This is a genomic window from Parabacteroides sp. B2-S-102 (assembly GCF_023656665.1).
Taxonomy (GTDB): domain Bacteria; phylum Bacteroidota; class Bacteroidia; order Bacteroidales; family Tannerellaceae; genus Parabacteroides; species Parabacteroides distasonis.
Genome location: NZ_JAMOKM010000001.1, coordinates 290,371 through 307,778, shown reverse-complemented (window position 1 = coordinate 307,778; position 17,408 = coordinate 290,371). Strand labels below are relative to the sequence as shown.

The window sequence follows — 17,408 nt, the reverse complement described above, 5'->3', positions numbered from 1 at the left end:
TAAAATTTTGACAAACAATAAACAATGCCCTAGTAAGCTTGTTAGAACTATAAAAAACGAACAATACGTTTAATTCTAAATTAATACAGCTATGGCAAAAGAAAGCGTCAAAATTTTAAGAGGGAAATTGGATGTCGACAATTTATTATCTCAACTAAACGCCGCGTTAGCGGAAGAATGGCTAGCATACTATCAATATTGGGTAGGAGCCTTGGTCGTTGAAGGAGCCATGCGTTCCGACGTACAAGGTGAATTCGAGGAACATGCCGAGGAAGAAAGGCATCACGCCCAATTATTGGCAGACCGGATCATCGAATTGGAAGGAGTTCCGGTACTTGATCCGAAACAATGGTTTGAATTAGCCCGATGCAAATATGATTCACCGACAGACTTTGACGTAGTAAGCCTTCTGAACCAGAATGTCGCCTCCGAGCGTTGCGCCATCTTGCGTTATCAAGAAATCGCTAAATTCACGGACGGCATCGACTTCACGACTTGTGATATCGCTAAGCATATCTTAGCTGAGGAAGAAGAACACGAGCAAGATCTGCAAGACTATTTGACAGATATCGCACGTATGAAAAAATCTTTCCAGAAATAATTTAGGAAAGGGAAAACTCTTTACAACAAAAATCCCTTGAGAGAATGTCTTAGAGACATTCTCTCAAGGGATTTTAATTTCAAGCACATTAATGCTTTGTCCCATGCAACAAAGCGTCATATAATAAGGCATCCGCCACTTCCAAAGCGATTTCCTCATCTTTCAGATTCCTCAAGATCGTCAAGCCGAACTCAAACATAAAACCCGGCCCCTTGCTTGTGATGATATTTCCATCCTGCTCTACTCCATTATCCGTAGGGGTAGCGCCTACCATTGTTGGCTCGAAGAAAGGAAAACAGGTAGCCCTTTTCCCTTTTAGCAATCCAAGACCACCTAAAACCATCGGTCCGGCACAGATAGCACCGATTAATACGCCTTCCTCCGTTTTCTCCTTGACTAATTCTTTCAAATGGGCATGCGCATTTAAATGGTTGCTTCCGGGTATTCCACCCGGCAAAATCAAGGCATCGACACAACTGAAATCCGCCTCCTCGAACAGGTAATCAGCCATTACCGGAATATCATGAGCTCCTATCACCAATCGGTCACCCGTAATAGATACCATCATAACCCGTACACCACCACGCCTCAAGACATCAATCGTACCCAAGGCCTCTATTTCCTCAAAGCCTGTCGCTAAAAAGACAACCGCATTTTTCATTTCTTTTTTATTTAATATAGTTGACATTCACTTAAAACAGAAGGATCATCCTTCTCCACAACAGCCTTATCCGTAACAACCAATGGTAAGGTGAACCAGAAAGTGGAACCTTTGCCAAGCTCAGATCGCACACCGATCTCACCACCCAACTGCTCTACAATCATCTTGCAGATAGGTAGTCCCAAACCAGCCCCTTGATAAAAATCATCCAATTTCACGAAACGCTCGAAAACAGACTCCAGCTTTTCCTCTGATATCCCGATTCCGGTATCCATGACAGAGACACGTACGAACATATCTTCCACCTCATAAAAAAGCGAGATAAAACCTTTGGAAGTAAACTTAATGGCATTAGACAAGAGATTTAACAAGACCTGTTCTACCCGGTGCGGATCGATCCACAGACGAACAGAAGGCATGGCGACCGAGTTATATAATAATGCCACATCGGAAGTCATCTTCAAGGATTGTACCACATAGGCCTCTTGGCAAATATCCCTCAACTCAACTTCCGACACGTTATAGTTTAACCGACCGGACTCGATCTTCGACAAATCTAGGATATCGTTAATCAGTTTCAACAATAAATCGCAATTCTTATTTATAATCGAAAAGTATTCCCTTTGCTCACTGGCATTAGTCGTTTCCGTCACGAGATGGGCAAAGCCAACGATAGCATTCAGCGGGGTCCGGATCTCATGGCTCATATTAGCGATAAAAGCGTTTTTCATCTTATCCGCCTCTTGTACTTTCATCAGCGCCAACTGGTCTTGACGTTGCTCCGTGATATCATTCAGCATGACCAATAACAGAGGCGAGGCTCCCGGGTCCGGATTCGTGATCAGTAAACGTACGATATTTACGATTCTCACCTCTCCATTCGGTTTCTCATACTCGACCATTTCCTTTACCATACGTCCCGTCTTGATCGTATGGTAATCTTCCGTTCGGATCTCATGCGCCCGCCGGGAATCAGGGAAAAGCTCGAAATCCGTCTTCCCTAAGATATCTTCCGCCTTGACCCCCGTAAATTCCTCCGCCGCCTTATTAAAATAGATATACCGGAAACCGTTGAAAATATCTTTCACCGTGATCTCCACAAATACGTTCGACAAGATCGTATCCATCAAGATATTTAAGAAGTTGATCGTATGCTGGCTTTGGCGCATCTCAAGTTCGTTATCGCTCGCGGATGGTGTCAAAGTGGCTTTTTCCAGATCGGCTTCCAGTCTCTCAATCCTTTGAATCAACTCTTCTTTGGAAAGGTGGTCATATTTTCCCATGGCCCATACATAAAGTTAAATTGCGTAATGGACAAAAATAACTATTATTTTTTTATTTACAACGGCTTACCGCCTAATAATTCTTATTTTCAAAAGGTCATTACTAATATTTTGACACAAAAGCATGGCATTATCCAAAATAAAAGATACATTTGCAATCTAATTTCATGAATTAAACACACTCTAATTGAAAAAACGATGATGTATTGGCAGAAAGAAATAGAAACCATGGATCGTAAAGATCTGGTAAAATTCCAACTGGAACGACTGAAACAAACCATAGAACTAGCGGGCAACTCCCCTTTTTACCATAAGATATTCAAAGAGAAAGGAATTACCCCGGACAGTTTTCAGTCCTTGGAGGATTTACAAAAACTTCCGTTTACAACGAAAGATGATCTTAGAAATAACTATCCGTTCGGATTGGCTGCCATCCCGTTACAGAAATGTGTACGTATCCACTCTTCCAGTGGAACGACAGGTAATCCTACCGTTGTCTTACATTCCGCCAAGGACTTGGACCAATGGGCTAACCAAGTAGCTCGTTGCATGTATATGGTAGGGCTAAGGGATACGGACGTATTCCAGAATACATCCGGCTACGGCATGTTTACCGGTGGCCTCGGTTTCCAGTATGGAGCAGAAAAATTAGGTGCGTTGACAGTGCCTGCGGCGGCCGGTAATACCAAACGACAGATTAAGTTCATCACCGATTTCGGCACCACCTGTTTACATATCATACCGAGCTATGCCACTCGTTTGGCCGAGGTTATGTATGAGGAGGGAATAGACCCGAGAAAGGATACCAAACTACACACCGTATGTATCGGTGCCGAGCCACACTCGGAAGAACAACGTAAACGCATCGAGCAGCTTCTGGGTGTCAAGGCTTACAACTGTTTCGGTATGTCGGAGATGAACGGGCCGGGTGTAGCGTTCGAATGTACGGAGCAGAACGGCTTGCATATCTGGGAAGACAACGTGATCGTAGAGATCGTAGACCCGGTTACCTTGCAACCGGTACCCGAGGGAGAGGTCGGAGAATTGGTATTAACGACCATCAACCGGGAGGCGATGCCTTTACTCCGTTATCGTACCCGTGACCTTACTTGTATCTTACCGGGCGATTGCCCTTGCGGACGTACCCATAAACGCCTTGCCCGTTTCAAAGGACGTAGCGACGATATGATAATCTTGAAGGGCGTGAACCTGTTCCCCATCCAAATCGAAAAGATATTGATGCAATTCAAGGAATTAGGCAGCAATTACTTGATTACCCTCGAAACGATCGGTAACAGCGACGAGATGTTGATCGAGGTAGAGTTGAGCGACCTATTCACCGATGATTATTCCGCCTTGCAGCGCTTGACGAAAGGTATCACCCGTCAGTTGAAGGACGAATTATTACTTACACCACGTATCAAGCTGGTAGCCAAGGGATCTTTGCCAACCACAGATGGCAAGGCGGTACGAGTGAAAGATCATCGCAAGCTTTGTTAAATAAACAATTAAAATAACACCTTATGACAGTCAATCAAATTTCTATTTTCCTTGAAAACAAGTACGGGAAATTAAGCGAGATATTAGCGTTATTGGCGGAAGAGCGCATACGCATCATCGCGGCCACCGTAGCCGACACCTCCGAGTATGGAATCCTTCGTATCATCGTAAGCGATCCCCAGAAGGCTTACAAGATATTAAAAGAGAATAATGTCAGCGCCAACCTGACCGACGTATTAGCGATCGTAACCAGCTCATGCGCCGGAAGTTTTGCCAATACATTATCTTATTTCACGAAAGCGGGCATCAGCATAGAATATATGTATTGTTTCTCCATCCGGGAAAAAGCGATCTTGATCTTGCGTACGAACAACCGGGAAAGCGCCCGTGAAGTAATCCGCCGTCAGAATCTCGAGTATATCTGTGAAAGTGATCTAATAAAACTTTAATAGGCACGGATATATGTTCGGAATCAGCGACCCCGGTATTTGGCTGGCTTACCTTCTAGCGTTCGCCTGCCTCCTATTTTCTATTTGGTTCGGGATAACCACTTGGAATAAAGAAGACGACGAAAAAACAAACCCTACTAAAGAATCACGAAAATGAGTACGCTAACATTAGGCATTATTGTCATCATTTACATGTTTGTAATCGCTTGGTTAGGGTATCTCGGATACAGGCAGACGAAAAATGCCAGTGATTATTTATTAGGCGGACGAAAAGTAAACCCCATTATCATGGCCCTGTCTTACGGGGCGACCTTTATCTCGGCATCGGCGATCGTTGGTTTCGGTGGCGTAGCCGCTACGTTCGGCATGGGTATTCAATGGCTTTGCTTATTGAACATGTTCATGGGCGTAGTGGTAGCCTTTATCTTTTTCGGACGAAGGACCCGGAAGTTAGGCGAGGCACATAACGCACGGACTTTCCCGCAATTATTGGGATTACACTATAAGTCCCGGTCTATACAGATCTTCATCGCCTCGATCATTTTCATCGGCATGCCCCTCTACGCCGCCGTGGTGATGAAGGGAGGAGCCGTCTTCATCGAACAGATGTTTCACATCGACCTTCATCTGGCCTTGTTGATCTTCACCTTGATCGTAGCGGCCTACGTGATTACGGGCGGTATCAAGGGAGTACTTTATACGGATGCGTTGCAAGCGGTTATCATGTTCGCTTGTATGCTATTCCTGCTATTTTGGTTTTACCATATCATGGACATGGGCTTTATCGAGGCGAACCAGAAGTTGACGGATATCGCCCCCATGGTGCCCGAACGCTTCAAGGCCTTGGGACATCAAGGATGGACAGCTATGCCCATCTCAGGCTCTCCACAATGGTATACATTGGTTACCTCATTGATCCTTGGCGTAGGAATCGGTTGCTTAGCGCAGCCACAACTAGTCGTACGCTTCATGATGGTGGAAAGTACCAAGCAACTCAACAGGGGCGTATTGATCGGCTGCGTGTTCTTGATTGTCACGGTAGGGGCGATTTATCACGTGGGAGCCTTGTCTAATTTGTTTTTCCTCAAGACGGAAGGTGTAGTCGCCTCCGAGGCGGTAAAAGATATGGACAAGATCATCCCCCTATTTATCAATAAAGCGATGCCGGAGTGGTTCGGGGCGGTTTTCATGCTTTGTATTCTCTCTGCCAGTATGTCTACCCTTAGCGCGCAATTTCATACCATGGGAGCGGCTTTCGGGGCAGACGCATTCCCCAAACTAGGACGTAGCAAAAATCCGAACTCTACATTAGGTGTACGTATCGGCGTGCTATGCTCTATCTTGGTCAGCTACGTTATCTGCTATACGCTAAGCGCAAGTATTATCGCACGAGGCACCGCCTTGTTCATGGGTATTTGCGCGGCTACATTCCTACCTACCTATTTCTGCTCGCTATATTGGAAAGGGGCTACCCGGCAAGGGGCCTTGGCCAGCTTATGGGTAGGAGGCTTGGCCAGTTTATTCGCCATGTTGTTCCTTCATAAGGCGGAAGCGGCTCCGGTAGGACTTTGCAAGGCTTTATTCGGACAAGACGTCTTGATCGATGTATATCCGTGGCATGCGATAGATCCGATCTTATTTGCTTTGCCATTATCGGCGATAACGATTGTTTTGGTTAGCCTAGCGACTCAAAAGAAGGCTTTTTAGCTTTTCTTATGAACCTCAAAACACTAATTAGCATTTATTCTATTGACAGATATATAGAAAACAGTACATTTGCACTGTGGTTTTTTCATAATAGTATTAGATTTAAGGTTAACAAAGTTGGTTAGGGGTTGCCGGGAGGCAATCCTTAATTGTTTTATAGAGGTCTAGATATGATTAAATACATTTTTCTACTATTCATACTTTGTTGCTCCGGTTGCCGGCACGCACAAACGGAAGATACCGTAATCAAGGTTTCGGTACTTCGTGGTCCATCCGTTATCGCATTCGCCGATTGGCTTGAGAATCCTCCAATTATAGATAACAAAAAAGTACAAGTAAAAGTGGTAGACTCGCCTGATCTGGCGCAAGCCTTACTGATCAAGCAGGAGACCGACATAGCCGTACTCCCCATGATCAATGCGGCGAACTTGTACAATAAAGGGATCAAGATTAAACTAGCGGGATGCCCGATCTGGGGAACCCTTTACCTCGTCGAGAAAACACCCTTAAAAGAACCGGCATTGTATGTATTCGGCAACGGTACGACTCCCGATATCCTTACCCGGTACTATCTCGGCCGCCAGCGATCAGACTATCCGTTGAATTACGCCTTCAATACCGCCGGGGAAATCACCCAAGGCATCTTAGCCGGAAAAGTAAATCGTGCCGTGCTCGGGGAACCGTTTCTAAGCATCGCTTTACGGAAAGACAGCAGCTTACGAATAACTGCGGACTTGAATCACTTAACAGACAGCGATACCCTCGGATTCGCCCAAACAGCGGTCGTATACACCCCGACGATGGAGAAATATCGTATCGCTTTTGAGGATGCCTTACGAGCCTCCTGCCAAAAAGCCGTACGATATCCGAAAGAGACCATCCATTCTTTGGAAGAACATGGAATCTTCGCCCAAGGGGCCTTAACTCCTGAGAGTATCGAGCGGTGTAAAATCCATTATTTATCGGCTATCGAGGCGAAAAACGCCGTCATGGATTTCCTGCGTCTCATCGAACAGTATGAACCCAAGGCCGTCGGCGGGAGGCTTCCCGATGCCGGATTTATCCCCGAAAAACAATGAGATTGCGAAAAACAATCACTACAATAGTCGCTACCGCTATCCTCTTGGCGGGATGGCAACTATTCGCCGTTATAGCCAACCAACCGGAGCTGATACCTTCACTTCCCCGACTCGTACGGACACTTTGCGAATGGCTCGTCTCCGGTAGTTTCTATCAGTCGGTCGGAGCGACTATACTCCGGGGAGTCTTAGGCATGTCGATCTCATTCGTTTGTGCGATAGGGATGGCCGGGTTATTCGCCCGTTTTGAATGGGTGTATGAATTATTCAGACCTCTGCTTGCCATCATGCGCTCGATCCCGGTCATATCCTTCATACTTTTGGCGCTTATATTCCTAAATCCGGAAAGCATCCCTTTGATGATCGCCTTTCTCACCATGTTCCCGCTACTAACAGAGAATCTGACACGGGGAATCCTCGATCTACGTCCGGGTTTATCCATTATGGCACGTCAATTCCATATAAGACGTTCCAATGTCTTATTCCAGATCATCTATCCGCAGCTAAAGCCATTCTTATATAGCGGACTTGCCTCCGCCGCCGGATTCGGCTGGCGTGCGATCATTATGGGAGAAGTCTTGTCGCAATGCGCATTCGGAATCGGAAGCGAGATGAAAAGGGCGCAAAACTTTATCGCTGTCCCTGAGCTGCTCGCTTGGACAATCGTGGCGGTATTCATCAGTTTCTTTTTTGACAAAGGAATTAGCAAAGTCGCTGATATCACCCCTAAAATATCTTTCGCAAATGAGGATCAGACCATCCCCACCCCTACATTATCAGTTTTAGACACGAAAGATATAAGTTACCAATATGGCATACAGCACTTTTCCCATTCCTTTCAAAAAGGGATTATTTATGGAATTAGCGCACCTTCAGGCAAAGGAAAAACAACGTTATTAAACCTAATCGGAGGTATCTTATTGCCTACGGAAGGAGAGATACATCCCACAAGACACTTTGGAATCGCCACCATATTCCAACAACCGCAACTCCTGCCCCATCTAACCGCAGAAGAAAATATCATCCTCCCCCTCTCCTCTTTTCTCACGGAGGAAAAAGCCCGGCGAATTGCCCAAAAACACTTACAGGAAATGGAAATGGAGCCCTTCGGGAACCGATATCCTAAAGAGCTTAGTTACGGACAGCAACAACGTATCGCTATAGCGAGGGCATTGGCATACCCTTCTCCTCTCCTTTTGATGGACGAGCCGTTCAAAGGCTTGGATGAAGCCTTAAGCCATCGTATTATAGAACGAATACGAGAAAAGCAAATGAAAGAAGAACGGATCATTCTTTTCACGTCACATAATCCGGATGAGATTCGGTTGTTGGCGGATGAGGTGATTTACCTATAAATCCCAACCAAACTTGAATGTCTTATTTCACTTTCATCGGTTGGCAAGGTATCGTAAACCAGAATGTAGAGCCCTTTCCCTCCTCCGACTCAACCCCGATTTTACCTTTCAACTTCTCAATTATCGTCTTGCAGATAGAAAGCCCTAATCCTGTTCCTTGCTTAAAGCTGTTCAATTTCACGAAACGATTGAATATGCTCGCTTGAGACTCCTTACTGATTCCCATACCCGTATCCGTTACGTAGACATAGATACCATCATCGGTCAAACGATAACCAAACCGTATAGAACCCGAGCTGGTGAACTTCACGGCATTGGAAAGGAAATTGGTCAAGACCTGAGTCAAACGGGTCTTCTCCGACACAATACAATAGTCATTACCGTCCGACTCAAAGATAACCTTTACATCCGGGGCCACTCTCAAGGCGAAAGCTTGCTGCTGGGGAGCGAATATCTCACTCAAACGCAGGGTCGTATAAATAAACTCCATCTTTCCTGACTCGATCTTCGAGATATCCAAGATATCACCGATCAACTGCAACAAAAACTCATTGCTACTCTCTATGATCCTCAGATATTCCTTTTTTTCCTCCTCATCGTCACTCTCCGCCAATAAGGTGGAAAAGCCGACGATGGCATTTAAAGGGGTACGTATCTCATGGCTCATGTTAGCGATAAAAGCGGACTTCATCCGGTCGCTCTCTTCCGCCAAACGCTTAGCCTGCACATCCGCCTCGTGCCGTTTATCGACGGTCATATCCCGAAGGATTCCGATCGAGCGGATCGGCTTGCCATCCGGATCGGCCTCATAGACCTCACCGATCTTCTCCAACCATACATACTCATCCGAGAAATAACGACAAGGGAAACTGAATCGCATGGAATCGATCTCGCCCCGCATGAAAGCGGTTGTAATATTCTCATAGACCTTCCGGTAATCCGGATGGATCTTCTCCGTAAAACTAGCGTGGGTGATCTGCACATGCTTGATCTGGCCGTTTTCTTCCAAGGAAAGCTCCGCCGTACCGTTTACCAGATCCCAAAGCCACGGGTAGATCTTACCCGCTTGACATGCGAGCGCCAAGCGCTTATTATAGCTATGCAACTCCTCCTCGACCTGCCTTTGCTTTGTAATATCCCATGAAATCCCTACTAAATAAGGAGGCTTATCCTCACGGGGCGCTAGCAGTTTCATCGTATCCATAGTACGCAAGATACCTTTCGGATCGATCATTTGCTCCACGAAACGCTGCATCTTACCCGTTTTCACCACCTCCTCGTCCATATCCCTGAAAGATTGGGCGACGACCGGATCTAGAAATAGGTCAAAATCCGTTTTCCCGACCACATCATTATGATATCGTCCGTAAAGTTGATTCATCAAAGGGCTGGAGTACACGTACCTGAAATTATCACCCGTATCCTTCACGAAAAAGTAGATGGGCAACGAGTCCACGATATTAGATAACAATCCTGCTAAATCCCTATAATCCTGTTCCAAAGTTTTGTTCTCCGTAGTATTAACTTCCATGTTGATTTTTTTAATCAAAGGCTTGAATATTCCGGCCGTAAAATTCTTGAAAATTAATGAAAGATACAAATAATAAGCCCAAGAAGTGAGCATCCCGACCGAAAATATAAGCAAAACCGTATATTTGTACTCCAATTCTAAGAAAACTAGATATGACAAACGTATTTCACACGCTTATAGCCCGTTTTCTACAAATTCCGGAAGGACAAGTGGAACGGACAATCGGGCTCTTGAACGAAGGCGCTACCATACCTTTTATAAGTCGTTACCGGAAAGAGGTGACCGGAGGATTAGACGAGGTGCAAATCGGTGCCATCAAAGATCAACTGGATAAACTGACGGAACTGCGCAAACGAAAGGAAACGATCCTCGCCACGATAGAAGAGCAAGAGAAACTTACTCCCGAGCTCCGGAAACGCATCGAGGAGTCTTGGGATAGCACCGAGATCGAGGATTTATATCTCCCTTACAAACCGAAACGGGTCACCAAGGCGGAGATCGCACGCCGAAAAGGACTGGAGCCCTTGGCTAAGATCGTTATGATGCAAAACGAGAATAACCTATCCGCACGTATCAAGAGCTTTATCAAGGGGGAAGTGAAAAACGCCGAAGAAGCCTTGCAAGGGGCACGGGACATTATCGCCGAATGGATCAACGAGAACGAATCGGCACGTAACACCGTACGTAACTCTTTCGCTCATACCGCCATGATCACATCCAAAGTGATCAAGGGGAAAGAAGAGGAAGGCGCCAAATACCGGGATTACTTTGATTTCAGCGAGCCTTTGAACCGGGCCAGTTCCCATCGCTTATTGGCTCTCCGACGGGGAGAGGCGGAAGGTATCCTTCGTGTAAGTATCTCTCCCGACGCGGAATCTTGTCTGGATCGCTTGAACCGGCGTTTCGTAAAAGGTCGTGGAGAGGTTTCCGAGCAAGTGGCTACAGCTGTCGACGATTCTTTCAAACGCCTGCTGAAACCCTCTATCGAGACGGAGTTCTCCAACCAGAGCAAGGCGAAAGCCGATGAGGAGGCGATCCGGGTATTTGCCGAGAACCTCCGGCAATTGCTGCTCGCTCCTCCCTTGGGACAAAAACGGGTATTAGGCGTAGACCCCGGATACCGTACCGGATGTAAGTTGGTCTGTCTGGATGCGCAGGGGAATTTACTGCATAACGAGGCGATCTTCCCGCATCCGCCCCAGAACGAGAAGGGCAAAGCCGCCGCTAAGGTCGCCCAGTTAGTAGCCACTTACGCCATAGATGCCATTGCCATCGGTAATGGTACCGCCAGTCGTGAGACTGAGCAGTTCATCACGAATATACGATACGACCGCAAGGTACAAGTGTTCGTAGTCAGCGAAAACGGAGCCTCTATCTACTCCGCGTCCAAGATCGCTAGGGAGGAGTTTCCCGAATACGACGTCACGGTACGCGGAGCTGTCAGCATCGGTCGCCGGCTGATGGACCCTTTGGCCGAGTTGGTCAAGATCGACCCGAAGAGTATCGGTGTCGGCCAATACCAGCATGACGTAGAGCAAAACGCCTTGAAAAAGAGTCTGGATCAAACCGTGGAGAGTTGCGTGAATTTAGTAGGTGTAAACGTGAATACGGCGAGCAAGCATTTGCTGACTTACATCTCGGGATTAGGCCCTACGTTAGCGCAAAACATCGTGAATTACCGGGCGGAGCACGGACCCTTCACTTCCCGGAAAGAACTGATGAAAGTCCCCCGTATGGGAGAGAAGGCTTTCGAGCAAAGCGCCGGATTCCTACGGATACCCGACGGAAAGAATCCGTTGGATAACTCGGCCGTACACCCCGAGAGCTACCCGATCGTCGAACGGATGGCCAAGGACCTAAAATGCTCGGTAGCCGACCTGATCACCGACAAAGCGCTTAAAAAGAAACTAAAACTAACGGACTACCTTACGGATAAGGTCGGGATGCCTACCTTGCTTGATATCATGGAGGAACTGGATAAACCGGGCCGTGATCCCCGCCAAACGATCCAAGTATTCGCGTTCGATCCCACGGTGAAAACGATCGAGGATTTGAAAGAAGGACAAGTATTGCCCGGTATCGTGACCAACATCACCAACTTCGGTTGTTTCGTCGATGTAGGAATCAAGGAAAACGGGCTTGTCCATATCTCCGAGCTGGCGGATCGTTTCGTAAGCGATCCTACCCAAGTGGTCTCCATCCATCAGCATGTCAAGGTGAAGGTTCTAAGCGTAGACCTATCCAGAAAACGTGTTCAATTATCCATGAAAGGGATCTAAATGATGAAAGAGAAGATTAATAAGACAAACGTGGCGCGCCTGCTGGACAAGGCTAAGATCGCCTACCAGCTCGTGCCTTATGAAGTAGACGAGAATGATCTGAGCGCTACGCATGTAGCGGAGCAGCTAGGGGAAGATATCGCCCAAGTATTCAAGACCTTGATCTTACATGGCGATAAGAGCGGTTATTTCGTATGCGTGATCCCCGGAGCGGACGAGGTGGACTTGAAAAAGGCGGCCAAGGTATCCGGGAACAAGAAATGTGAGATGATCCCCGTGAAAGAGTTGTTACCGCTTACCGGTTATATCCGGGGAGGATGCTCGCCTATCGGCATGAAAAAGCATTTCCCTACGTATATCCATCCTACGGCATCCGGCTTCGATAAGATCTATGTAAGCGCCGGACAACGAGGCTTGCAGATACAGATAGCCCCCGCCGATTTAATCAAGGTGGCGCAAGCTATAGAAGCGGATTTGATCGCATGATCTAACATCGCTGAGAGTACTTCGTAAGAAGTACTCCAGTACTCCGCAAAGAGTATCGCAGTACTTCCTAGGGAGTACTGGAGTACTCCTTATGAGGGACTGAGATCAAACAGCACATGATATCTTAGAATTTCTTAAACGTATACGTTCTTCCTTCGCAGCTCATTACCAGATTCGTCACAGATGACTGCTCGATCGTGAAAGTTTGTTTAGGTGAGGTCCAATCCGTATAACGCATGAATTGTTCCAAAGGCGTACCTCCATAGTTGACCAACTCCAGATCCAGTTTCGTATCTCCCTCCAACGTCTTATAACCGAAATTCGTACGATATACGTCCTTTGCCGGGTCATATAATTGGTACTCGAACAAAGAGGTCTGGAAGTTATACCAAACCGTATCCACCGTCTGGACCACCCCATTCGCCTCTACGGTTTTCAATTGCCATTTCCCTTCCAGCTTATGTTCCACCTTATTACAAGACACCAACGCCACGACAAAACAAGTTATCGCTATCAAATTTTTCATCATAATCCTCGTACTTATATACCTATATTGATTTGAAACGTCAAAGAAAAGAATTAATTTCCAAAGGACAAAGTTTTTAAGGATATCCTAGCCACAAATACCCAGAACTTTTTCTTCCTTCCCTTTGTTAATTGGGTAATTACAATACAAATATTATCCAATATGAAAACATTTATTGATAAAATGGATTATGCGGTCAAGAATTGGTGGTTGTCACTATTGGTCGGACTGCTTTACATCATCGTCGCTATTTATTTAATGTTCGCGCCATTGGCGAGCTACGTAGCGCTTAGTATCTTATTCAGCGTCTCTATGTTCGTAAGCGGCTTGTTCGAGATCGCTTTCGCCTTGGCGAACAAAAAGGGTATCAGCAGTTGGGGATGGTATTTGGCCGGAGGTATTATCGACTTGATCTTAGGTATATTCTTGATGGCAAGCCCGGGACTTAGCATGGAGGTGCTTCCGTTTGTCTTGGCATTCTGGCTTATGTTCAGAGGCTTCTCGGCTACCGGTTACTCGATGGACCTGAAACGATACGGCACACGGAACTGGGGTTGGTACATGGTCTTCGGTATCTTGGCTATCCTTTGCTCCATCGGTGTTATCTGGCAACCCGCCCTAGGGGCCTTCACGTTGGTTTACATGATCGCTTATGCCTTATTAATAATAGGTATATTCCGTGTCATGCTATCCTTCGAACTGAAAAGCTTGCATAAACGGAATAAGGAAGCACAAGCGGAATAAGTCTGATTCAAGGATTAATTGGTCTATTTTTAAATTAAGAAGTGAATCAACAGCACTTTTACTACTTTTGTGTTCGATCATTAATAAAATAACGGATGAACGCAAACTTACCACAATTAGATTTGCCCCGGGATTATGTCGTAGGAAACGACATTACCGAGGCAATCTTAAACTTTTACAAGCAGACTTGCCGGTTAAAAGCAGGTATTTTCGTGTTATGCGTTGAAGGAAATTTACGGGCTTCCATCAACTTGACGGAGTACACGTTGAAACCGAATGATTTCATCACCTTGATGCCGGGAAGCATTATTCAGTTCTGTGAGCAGAAAGAGAGTTTCCGCCTTTCCTTTATAGGATTCTCATCCGAGTTCATGGACTGCGTGAACATGATAAAGTCTACGATGAGCGCCTTACCTACTATCTACGAGAATCCGGTCATAGCATTGAACGAGGACCGGGCGGACTTCATTAACGATTATTTCCACCTGCTAGAGCGGGTACAAGTGAAGGAGAAATCCATAAACAGGGAGATGGTGAAACATATCCTGCTTACCATGATCCATGGGATCAGCGATTTGTATCAAGGAAAATCATGGCCTAACAAGATAACGACCCGTAGCGACGAGATCCACAAGAAATTCATCCAACTGGTGATGAAGAATTATACCTCAAAGCGGCAAACGGCTTTTTATGCCAGCCAACTAAGTATTTCTCCCCAGCATCTCTGCATGATCATCAAGCAAAAGACCGGACGTTCCGTATCCGATATCATAGCCGATATGATAATCATGGACGCAAAATCGCAATTGATGGCTACGGACTTGACTATCCAAGAGATATCTTACTCCTTGAACTTCCCGAATGTATCCTTTTTCGGTAAATACTTTAAACGGTACGTAGGCGTATCTCCACAGAAGTTCAGAAACAGTTAAGATAAAATTTAAATGTAACAGAAAAAAAATATCACTTTTTGCTTGTAGTTTCCAAAAAAGCGTTACTTTTGCTGCGTATTTAAAAACAAACAGACAATGAATCGATTTAGCTTTACATATTACTTTTATTACTTTTACTTTAGCAGAGTAAGGGCAGGAGTTTGTATGTAAAGCGTTGATGATTGAATATAAATATCAATAAAATATAAAGTCCTGCCGGTTTCGGTGGGACTTTTTTTGTTTGTAACAGTTTAGAGTAAAAATAGAGAAACAAGATGAAAAAGAAAGTAGCAATACAGGGAATAGCCGGTTCGTATCACGACATCGCCGCCCGTAATTATCATGAAGGTGAAGAAATAGAAATCATCCCTTGCAATACGTTTCGGGATGTTATCACGACGATCAAGAAAGACCCTTCCGTACTGGGCATGATGGCCATCGAGAATACGATAGCGGGAAGCCTCCTTCAAAACCATGAGCTGATCCGTGAAAGCGGGCTGAGCGTCACCGGCGAGTATAAGCTACGTATCTCCCATTCCTTGGTAGCTCTTCCGGGAACCTCTATACATGATATAACGGAGGTCAACTCCCACCCGATCGCATTGATGCAATGTACCGATTACTTGGATACCTTGCCCAACGCCAAGGTGGTAGAGAAAGAGGATACCGCCATGAGTGCCCGGTGGATCTCGGAGAACCAACTGAAAGGACATGCGGCGATATGCGGGAAACTGGCTGCCCAGATCTACAAGATGGAAGTCCTTGCCGAGGGGATCGAGACTAACAAACGGAATTTCACCCGCTTCCTTGCTATAGCGGACCGCTGGACGGCGGATGAGATGCTTCGAGGAACCGATAAAAACAAATCCTCTCTCGTATTCGCTCTTCCCCACACTTCCGGCAGCCTTTCCAAAGTCCTCTCCGTTCTCTCTTTTTACGACATGAATCTTTCTAAAATACAGTCCTTGCCTATTATCGGGCGTGAATGGGAATACTTGTTCTACATCGACCTTACTTTCACGGATTTTACCCGTTACAAACAAGCGTTGGACGCTATCAGACCGTTAACAAAAGACTTAAAAATATTAGGCGAATATGCAGAAGGAAGACAAAGTGTGTAACATTACACCCGCTAACCGTGTAGGTAGCGTACAGGAATACTACTTCTCCAAGAAATTGAAGGAAGTAGCCGAGATGAATGCCGCAGGCAAGAACGTCATCAACCTTGGCGTGGGTAGCCCCGACCTTCCACCTTCGGAACAGACCATCGAGACGTTGTGTGAACATGCCCGTAAAGCGAACGAGCACGGCTATCAGCCGTACGTGGGCATACCGGAACTGCGTAAGGGATTCGCCGACTGGTACAAGACGTGGTACGACGTAGACTTGGACCCGAAAACAGAGATCCAGCCGCTCATCGGCTCCAAAGAAGGTATCTTGCATATCTCGCTGGCATTCTTGAATCCGGGGGATGGCGTACTGGTTCCGAACCCGGGATATCCGACATATAGTTCCGTCAGCAAACTGGTAGAGGCCCGTTTGATCCCTTACGAGCTGAAAGAGGAACTGGGATGGCAACCGGATTTCGAGGAACTGGAGAAAATGGATCTCTCCAATGTAAAGCTGATGTGGACCAATTATCCGAATATGCCCACAGGGGCGAACGCTAGCGTAGAGCTATACGAGAAACTGGTGGCCTTCGGCCGGAAGCACGGTATTATTATATGTAATGATAACCCCTATAGCTTCATCTTGAATGAGCATCCGCTAAGTATCTTAAGCATACCGGGAGCCAAAGAGATCTGCATCGAGATGAACTCCATGAGTAAGGCTCATAATATGCCGGGTTGGCGTATGGCGATGCTGGCTTCCAACGCCCAATTCGTCCAATGGATACTGAAGGTAAAAAGCAATATCGACTCCGGGCAGTTCAAGCCGATGCAATATGCGGCGGTAGAGGCCCTAAGCGCAAAGAAAGACTGGTACGATAACATGAACCGTGTCTATCGCAGCCGCCGGGACCTTGCCGGACAAATCATGCGTACTTTGGGATGCGAGTACGACGAGAACCAAGTAGGTATGTTCCTTTGGGGACGTATCCCCGACTCCGCCGAGAGCGGCGAGGCAATCGCCAACAAGGTGCTATACGAGGCAAACGTATTCCTTACGCCGGGATTTATCTTCGGTAGCCGTGGCGAGCGTTATATCCGTATATCCCTTTGCTGCAAGAACGAGACTTTAGAAGAAGCCTTGAAGAGAATTGAGAATTTATAAC

The 17,408-nt window shown here is 46.2% G+C and carries 17 protein-coding genes; 13 read left to right on the top strand and 4 right to left on the bottom strand.

All coding sequences use genetic code 11. The features are described 5' to 3' along the window. The first annotated feature begins 91 nt into the window (after positions 1–91). Positions 92–601, top strand: a complete 510-nt coding sequence (locus NBH07_RS01305) for a ferritin-like domain-containing protein (RefSeq protein ID WP_005856408.1) — start codon at positions 92–94, stop codon at positions 599–601. 88 nt (positions 602–689) lie between these two features. On the opposite strand, the gene NBH07_RS01300 is transcribed toward NBH07_RS01305, so the two are convergent. Both NBH07_RS01300 and NBH07_RS01295 read right to left on the bottom strand, forming a co-directional pair. Continuing rightward, on the bottom strand, positions 690–1,262 hold the full coding sequence (locus tag NBH07_RS01300; RefSeq protein ID WP_005868262.1) for a DJ-1 family glyoxalase III: 573 nt from the start codon (positions 1,260–1,262) through the stop codon (positions 690–692). Positions 1,263–1,273: 11 nt separating this feature from the next. After that, on the bottom strand, positions 1,274–2,545 hold the full coding sequence (locus NBH07_RS01295; protein WP_005856401.1) for a PAS domain-containing sensor histidine kinase: 1,272 nt from the start codon (positions 2,543–2,545) through the stop codon (positions 1,274–1,276). 198 nt (positions 2,546–2,743) lie between these two features. Here NBH07_RS01295 and NBH07_RS01290 point away from each other — a divergent pair, with 198 nt between their 5' ends. From NBH07_RS01290 to NBH07_RS01270, 6 genes are all read left to right on the top strand, one after another. Next, the gene (locus tag NBH07_RS01290; protein ID WP_005856399.1) at positions 2,744–4,045 is read left to right on the top strand and encodes a phenylacetate--CoA ligase family protein; all 1,302 of its coding nucleotides are present in this window, start codon (positions 2,744–2,746) and stop codon (positions 4,043–4,045) included. 23 nt (positions 4,046–4,068) lie between these two features. Next, positions 4,069–4,494, top strand: a complete 426-nt coding sequence (locus NBH07_RS01285; protein WP_005856397.1) for an ACT domain-containing protein — start codon at positions 4,069–4,071, stop codon at positions 4,492–4,494. 13 nt (positions 4,495–4,507) lie between these two features. Then, positions 4,508–4,651 carry a symporter small accessory protein gene (locus NBH07_RS22545; protein ID WP_005856393.1) on the top strand — a complete coding sequence of 48 codons (144 nt, stop codon included), beginning with the start codon at positions 4,508–4,510 and terminating at the stop codon, positions 4,649–4,651. Further along, positions 4,648–6,201, top strand: coding sequence for a sodium:solute symporter family protein (locus NBH07_RS01280; RefSeq protein WP_008780467.1), 1,554 nt, complete (start codon positions 4,648–4,650; stop codon positions 6,199–6,201). Before NBH07_RS22545 ends, NBH07_RS01280 begins: the two co-directional genes overlap by 4 nt. Positions 6,202–6,371: 170 nt before the next feature. After that, positions 6,372–7,280 (top strand): substrate-binding domain-containing protein, encoded by a 909-nt coding sequence (locus NBH07_RS01275; protein WP_008778290.1) that lies wholly within the window; start codon positions 6,372–6,374, stop codon positions 7,278–7,280. Beyond that, positions 7,277–8,635, top strand: coding sequence for an ATP-binding cassette domain-containing protein (locus NBH07_RS01270; RefSeq protein WP_005856386.1), 1,359 nt, complete (start codon positions 7,277–7,279; stop codon positions 8,633–8,635). Before NBH07_RS01275 ends, NBH07_RS01270 begins: the two co-directional genes overlap by 4 nt. A gap of 22 nt (positions 8,636–8,657) precedes the next feature. Here NBH07_RS01270 and NBH07_RS01265 read toward each other — a convergent pair whose 3' ends face one another. Continuing rightward, positions 8,658–10,166: a sensor histidine kinase gene (locus NBH07_RS01265; RefSeq protein WP_005856384.1), complete on the bottom strand. Its 1,509-nt coding sequence runs from the start codon at positions 10,164–10,166 to the stop codon at positions 8,658–8,660. A gap of 152 nt (positions 10,167–10,318) precedes the next feature. Between NBH07_RS01265 and NBH07_RS01260 the strand changes: the two genes are divergently transcribed. After that, a complete protein-coding gene (locus NBH07_RS01260) occupies positions 10,319–12,445 on the top strand; it encodes a Tex family protein (protein WP_122379098.1) in 2,127 nt (708 codons plus the stop codon). Positions 12,446–12,448: 3 nt separating this feature from the next. Then, the gene (gene ybaK / locus NBH07_RS01255; RefSeq protein ID WP_005856380.1) at positions 12,449–12,931 is read left to right on the top strand and encodes a Cys-tRNA(Pro) deacylase; all 483 of its coding nucleotides are present in this window, start codon (positions 12,449–12,451) and stop codon (positions 12,929–12,931) included. A gap of 124 nt (positions 12,932–13,055) precedes the next feature. Here ybaK and NBH07_RS01250 read toward each other — a convergent pair whose 3' ends face one another. Beyond that, on the bottom strand, positions 13,056–13,460 hold the full coding sequence (locus NBH07_RS01250; protein ID WP_005868253.1) for a lipocalin-like domain-containing protein: 405 nt from the start codon (positions 13,458–13,460) through the stop codon (positions 13,056–13,058). Positions 13,461–13,619: 159 nt separating this feature from the next. Between NBH07_RS01250 and NBH07_RS01245 the strand changes: the two genes are divergently transcribed. The 4 genes from NBH07_RS01245 to NBH07_RS01230 all read left to right on the top strand — a co-directional run bounded on the left by NBH07_RS01245 (position 13,620) and on the right by NBH07_RS01230 (position 17,407). Beyond that, the gene (locus NBH07_RS01245; RefSeq protein ID WP_005856375.1) at positions 13,620–14,201 is read left to right on the top strand and encodes an HdeD family acid-resistance protein; all 582 of its coding nucleotides are present in this window, start codon (positions 13,620–13,622) and stop codon (positions 14,199–14,201) included. Positions 14,202–14,296: 95 nt separating this feature from the next. Continuing rightward, on the top strand, positions 14,297–15,133 hold the full coding sequence (locus NBH07_RS01240) for an AraC family transcriptional regulator (protein WP_036630792.1): 837 nt from the start codon (positions 14,297–14,299) through the stop codon (positions 15,131–15,133). A 275-nt stretch (positions 15,134–15,408) separates the two neighbouring features. Continuing rightward, positions 15,409–16,254 (top strand): prephenate dehydratase, encoded by an 846-nt coding sequence (locus NBH07_RS01235; RefSeq protein WP_009017875.1) that lies wholly within the window; start codon positions 15,409–15,411, stop codon positions 16,252–16,254. After that, complete coding sequence (locus NBH07_RS01230) at positions 16,229–17,407, top strand: pyridoxal phosphate-dependent aminotransferase (RefSeq protein ID WP_009017874.1); 1,179 nt, start codon at positions 16,229–16,231, stop codon at positions 17,405–17,407. The genes NBH07_RS01235 and NBH07_RS01230 overlap by 26 nt, the downstream gene beginning before the upstream one ends. Position 17,408: the final 1 nt, after the last annotated feature.

Coding starts and splice junctions, on each gene's coding strand:
- NBH07_RS01260 (WP_122379098.1), top strand. CDS start 10,319: ATGACAAACGTATTTCACACGCTTATAGCCCGTTTTCTACAAATTCCG.
- NBH07_RS01300 (WP_005868262.1), bottom strand. CDS start 1,262: ATGAAAAATGCGGTTGTCTTTTTAGCGACAGGCTTTGAGGAAATAGAG.
- NBH07_RS01230 (WP_009017874.1), top strand. CDS start 16,229: ATGCAGAAGGAAGACAAAGTGTGTAACATTACACCCGCTAACCGTGTA.
- NBH07_RS01235 (WP_009017875.1), top strand. CDS start 15,409: ATGAAAAAGAAAGTAGCAATACAGGGAATAGCCGGTTCGTATCACGAC.
- NBH07_RS01285 (WP_005856397.1), top strand. CDS start 4,069: ATGACAGTCAATCAAATTTCTATTTTCCTTGAAAACAAGTACGGGAAA.
- NBH07_RS01280 (WP_008780467.1), top strand. CDS start 4,648: ATGAGTACGCTAACATTAGGCATTATTGTCATCATTTACATGTTTGTA.
- NBH07_RS01250 (WP_005868253.1), bottom strand. CDS start 13,460: ATGATGAAAAATTTGATAGCGATAACTTGTTTTGTCGTGGCGTTGGTG.
- NBH07_RS01290 (WP_005856399.1), top strand. CDS start 2,744: ATGATGTATTGGCAGAAAGAAATAGAAACCATGGATCGTAAAGATCTG.
- NBH07_RS22545 (WP_005856393.1), top strand. CDS start 4,508: ATGTTCGGAATCAGCGACCCCGGTATTTGGCTGGCTTACCTTCTAGCG.
- NBH07_RS01305 (WP_005856408.1), top strand. CDS start 92: ATGGCAAAAGAAAGCGTCAAAATTTTAAGAGGGAAATTGGATGTCGAC.
- NBH07_RS01245 (WP_005856375.1), top strand. CDS start 13,620: ATGAAAACATTTATTGATAAAATGGATTATGCGGTCAAGAATTGGTGG.
- NBH07_RS01270 (WP_005856386.1), top strand. CDS start 7,277: ATGAGATTGCGAAAAACAATCACTACAATAGTCGCTACCGCTATCCTC.
- NBH07_RS01295 (WP_005856401.1), bottom strand. CDS start 2,545: ATGGGAAAATATGACCACCTTTCCAAAGAAGAGTTGATTCAAAGGATT.
- ybaK (WP_005856380.1), top strand. CDS start 12,449: ATGAAAGAGAAGATTAATAAGACAAACGTGGCGCGCCTGCTGGACAAG.
- NBH07_RS01265 (WP_005856384.1), bottom strand. CDS start 10,166: ATGGAAGTTAATACTACGGAGAACAAAACTTTGGAACAGGATTATAGG.
- NBH07_RS01240 (WP_036630792.1), top strand. CDS start 14,297: ATGAACGCAAACTTACCACAATTAGATTTGCCCCGGGATTATGTCGTA.
- NBH07_RS01275 (WP_008778290.1), top strand. CDS start 6,372: ATGATTAAATACATTTTTCTACTATTCATACTTTGTTGCTCCGGTTGC.